We start from the raw sequence: 4,265 nt of genomic DNA, 5'->3' as shown, positions 1-4,265 counted from the left end.
ATATTAGTAAGGGAATAAAAATTCACAAATATGCTAAATCTACGCAATTTCGTAATTAACACTTGTAACGCCTGGTTAAAACTGGCATCCTAGCGCTGCTACTCTTTACTTTGTCTGTTGGTATTAGTGCTGCTTGGTGGGACGGTGGTAATACAACAACTCGTGAAAGTCGTTTGCCCCAGGGCGATCCTATTACTGATGGTAAAGCCTTGTTAAGGTATGCCCTACCAATAGAAAATGAACCTGTCCGTAAAATACAAAGTAGTCTAGAGGATATTTCTAACAGACTGCGGGGTAAACGTTGGACCTCTGTTGGTAGTGATATTGCCGCTGCATCAAGAGTTCTCAGTATTAGTAAGCCTAAATTACTAGCTAGTGTGCCTGAATCAAGACAATCTGAGGCAGAGGCCATAATTGCTAAACTCGACCAAGGCATTATTGATATTAAAGAAGTTGCTGAAGTTAAAGATGGGGAACAAGTATTGGAGCAACGGGCAGAACTACTGAAATTGGTGGGTCAGCTTGAACAGTTTATGGTAGAGGGGTTTCCGTTTGAAGTACCTTTAGAGTTCTCTAATTTACCGCAACTGAAAGGTCAGGCTACTATTGAGATGGAAACTAATCAAGGTTCTTTGACTTTAGTTGTTGATGGTTATAGCGCCCCTGTTACAGCAGGTAATTTTGTAGATTTGGTTCAGAGGGGTTTTTATGATGGCCTAGATTTTATTCGCTCAGAAGAATCTTATGTCTTGCAAGCTGGAGACCCTCCTGGCCCAGAAGTGGGTTTTATTGACCCCGATAGTGGTGAGTACCGTAATATCCCATTAGAAATTTTGGTCAAGGGAGATAAGGAACCAATATATAGTNCGCCCCTGTTACAGCAGGTAATTTTGTAGATTTGGTTCAGAGGGGTTTTTATGATGGCCTAGATTTTATTCGCTCAGAAGAATCTTATGTCTTGCAAGCTGGAGACCCTCCTGGCCCAGAAGTGGGTTTTATTGACCCCGATAGTGGTGAGTACCGTAATATCCCATTAGAAATTTTGGTCAAGGGAGATAAGGAACCAATATATAGTTTTACTTTGGAAGAAATTGGTCGTTTTAGAGAACAACCTGTTCTGCCTTTTTCTGCTTATGGTACAGTGGCTATGGCTCGACCTGAAGCTGAAAATGATGGTGCTTCTTCTCAATTTTTCTTTTTCTTATTCCAACCAGAATTAACACCTGCAGGAGCAAATTTATTGGATGGTCGTTATACGGTTTTTGGTTATGTGGTGGAAGGGAAAAAGGTTTTGGAAGAGTTAGGAAAAGGAGACAAGATTATTTCTGCTAAGGTAGTAGCTGGATTGGAAAATCTTGTGGAACCTGAAGCCTAAATTGATTAGGCAAAATTTGATCTAAAATTAGGGTAATTGGATAATTTAGCCTCGAAAATTATAGATAATTACAAGACTAAATCACCAATTACTCTAGTTAAATTAACTCGGATAAGTTTAAGTTTTACAAAATAGGGAAAAAAGTTGATAATAATTAGGGGATTTTATTTCGTTATACTCTAAGTAGATTGATAATTTTTCCTGGTTTTTATTCCTGATTCCTGTTTAGATAAAAAGTAGATTTTCTGGTTAATTTTTGCTTCTTATTACTGAAAAACTAATTAACTAATCCTCTTATGTTTAAGAAGAGGTAATTATACTAATCCTAAATGATTTGTGAAAAAAATTGTAGGGGTTTGGTCTCCTTTCCCCAAGCTAAGATGGGATTTGGAAACCAAACCCCTAGGATAAAATCGGACAACCTATTTAGGATTGCTATATTAATTGTGAATTATTAATTATTAATTAATTAAATGGCTATTATAGAATTTGTAATATTTACTGGATTAGGAATTATATTAGGTGCATTTATAATTAATATGTCAAATGATAGACAGCAGCAGCGTGTTTTAGATGATGCTTTCTATAGATTGTTACAGTTTCAAAATGGTAAAATTTCTCTAATTCAATTAGCTGCTGCTGCTAAAGTTGATGCTCAAATTGCTCAAAAATATCTAGAAAGTCAAGTACAAATATTTTCTGCAATTCTAGAAATAGATGAACAAGGAGATACATTCTACAAATTTCCTAAGTTAAGTTTACCTCCTCTTTTAGATCGACAACAATGGTGATTTCAGTTATCAGTTAGCCTCCTATGGTCGTAACTGCGCAATTCAGTTATCAGTTATCAGTAGACATCTCCAGAAAAGAGGGAACAGGGAACAGGGAACAGGGAACAGGAAGAAAGAATAGATAATTTATGGATTATAATTGATTTTATTTTGAATTTTTGGAGATGTCTAGTTATCAGTTATCAGTTATCAGTATTTTTTGATTAGGAATTAGTTAGAAACCTAGGTTTCCTAATCGGAATATTTAAGGGTAAGGTTTTTTTGATAACTATATAAATAGATTTATAGCACTTTTCATAATTAGTAGACCACAAAGTAGGGACGTTGTTGGATGCAACGTCCTTACCAATAGATAATTGATAATTAATCAATCTGGTTTAAAGCAACTCCAGTCAAGGAGAAAAAAAGTGCTAGGAGATTTTCTTATATTCAATTCCATTGCGGTTTTCCTTGAGGTAATTATCCATTATAAATTAATTAACTGATCCTAATCTTTGATAAGGCCAAAAGCGAAATATTGCCCTACCTATAATATTTTTTCTAGGCAAAAAACCCCAAACGTGAGAGTCATTACTATTGTTACGATTATCTCCCATCACAAAATATTTATCTTCAGGAACTTGGAATGAATTTTGCAAAGAATATTCAGGAGGTTCGGCAATATAATTTTCAGCAAGGGGTTGGTCGTTAATATATACTATACCGTCCTCAATTCTAATGGTATCTCCTGGCAGACCTATAATTCTTTTAATAAAAGCTTGATTTTTGGCATAACCGTAACGTTGTAATTGTTGGGGTGGTTCAAAGACGATTATATCACCTGTTCCGGGTGGATGAAAATTGTAAGATACTTTTTCTATGACTAGACGATCGCCCACTTCTAAGGTTGGGAGCATTGAATCTGATGGTATATATCTCGGTTCTGCAATTAATATTCTGACGAATAAAGATAAGGATAGAGCGATCGCCAAAACTTTAATATTTTCTTTTTGTTCCTGCCATATTTTTAACCACCAGGGAGTTGTCGAGTTAGTTGCGATCGGTTGATTTAGGGATTNCTGCAATTAATATTCTGACGAATAAAGATAAGGATAGAGCGATCGCCAAAACTTTAATATTTTCTTTTTGTTCCTGCCATATTTTTAACCACCAGGGAGTTGTCGAGTTAGTTGCGATCGGTTGATTTAGGGATTCTTTTTCTGATGTCATTTCTATGGTTTCAAATTTTGATTATTTCTATTTTACAGGAAAACTCCAGGGAATTAGCATTTATCTATTCAATACTTTAAAATATATTGCACTAGGGAAAAAAATAGAAGCAAATTATTTTCGTATTTTTCGCTATAATAAAATAATTATTGACATCTTAACCAAAATTCAATAAAAAATAAGAGAGGCAACTTTCATGCAAGTTCAAACTGAAAAACGCTATTATACTACTGAAGAATATCTGGCTTTAGAAGAAACTTCAGAGTACAAAAGTGAATATCATAATGGAGAAATAACTACGAATGACTGGTGGCACAAGCAACCATAATATTATTGCTGGAAATTTTATCAAAGATTTCCTTTGAGAATTAAAGAAGAATCCTATCAAGTATTTTTTGCTGATGTGCGTCTCTGGATACCCTGAAAAAATCGGTATGTCTATCCAGACTTGATGGTAATTCAAGGAAAACTAATATATGCTGGATNTCATAATGGAGAAATAACTACGAATGACTGGTGGCACAAGCAACCATAATATTATTGCTGGAAATTTTATCAAAGATTTCCTTTGAGAATTAAAGAAGAATCCTATCAAGTATTTTTTGCTGATGTGCGTCTCTGGATACCCTGAAAAAATCGGTATGTCTATCCAGACTTGATGGTAATTCAAGGAAAACTAATATATGCTGGATCGGGAAAACTGCTGTTACTAATACATCAATAATTGTTGAATTTTTGTCTAAGTCTACTAACAATTATGATCGAGGATAAAAGTTTGATTTTTATCGCTCAATTCCTGAATTTCGAGAATATATTTTAATTGAATAATCAGGATATTATATCATGTCCGGTTGAATAGTTATAAATAACGATGGAGGAGTCAGGAGTCA

At 34.6% G+C, this 4,265-nt stretch carries 4 protein-coding genes and 1 pseudogene; 4 read left to right on the top strand and 1 reads right to left on the bottom strand.

What is annotated here, in order from left to right; translation table 11 throughout:
* Positions 1 to 110: 110 nt before the first annotated feature.
* The 3 genes and pseudogenes from AFK68_RS44545 to AFK68_RS08090 all read left to right on the top strand — a co-directional run.
* Positions 111 to 866: pseudogene (locus tag AFK68_RS44545) on the top strand (peptidylprolyl isomerase); the annotation flags it as partial.
* 1 nt (position 867) lies between these two features.
* The coding region (locus AFK68_RS44540) for a peptidylprolyl isomerase (protein WP_210407291.1) at positions 868 to 1,375 on the top strand (508 nt) is incomplete at its 5' end.
* A gap of 473 nt (positions 1,376 to 1,848) precedes the next feature.
* Entirely contained in the window at positions 1,849 to 2,166 is a 318-nt protein-coding gene (locus AFK68_RS08090) for a hypothetical protein (RefSeq protein ID WP_094672298.1), read from the top strand.
* A gap of 473 nt (positions 2,167 to 2,639) precedes the next feature.
* Here AFK68_RS08090 and lepB read toward each other — a convergent pair whose 3' ends face one another.
* The gene (gene lepB, locus AFK68_RS08085; protein WP_143437680.1) at positions 2,640 to 3,206 is read right to left on the bottom strand and encodes a signal peptidase I; all 567 of its coding nucleotides are present in this window, start codon (positions 3,204 to 3,206) and stop codon (positions 2,640 to 2,642) included.
* Between the two features lie 365 nt (positions 3,207 to 3,571).
* On the opposite strand from lepB, the gene AFK68_RS41260 reads away from it, so the two are divergent.
* Positions 3,572 to 3,703 carry a Uma2 family endonuclease gene (locus AFK68_RS41260; protein WP_246844064.1) on the top strand — a complete coding sequence of 44 codons (132 nt, stop codon included), beginning with the start codon at positions 3,572 to 3,574 and terminating at the stop codon, positions 3,701 to 3,703.
* The last annotated feature ends 562 nt before the right edge of the window (positions 3,704 to 4,265 follow it).

This window comes from Hydrocoleum sp. CS-953 (assembly GCF_002260545.1).
Taxonomy (GTDB): domain Bacteria; phylum Cyanobacteriota; class Cyanobacteriia; order Cyanobacteriales; family Microcoleaceae; genus Trichodesmium.
Note: the sequence above shows the minus strand (reverse complement) of the source record. Positions and strands in the feature narration are given on the sequence as shown.

What these genes read in the sequence shown, in the direction of transcription:
- AFK68_RS08090 (WP_094672298.1), top strand. Translation starts at nt 1,849, where the DNA reads ATGGCTATTATAGAATTTGTAATATTTACTGGATTAGGAATTATATTA.
- AFK68_RS41260 (WP_246844064.1), top strand. Translation starts at nt 3,572, where the DNA reads ATGCAAGTTCAAACTGAAAAACGCTATTATACTACTGAAGAATATCTG.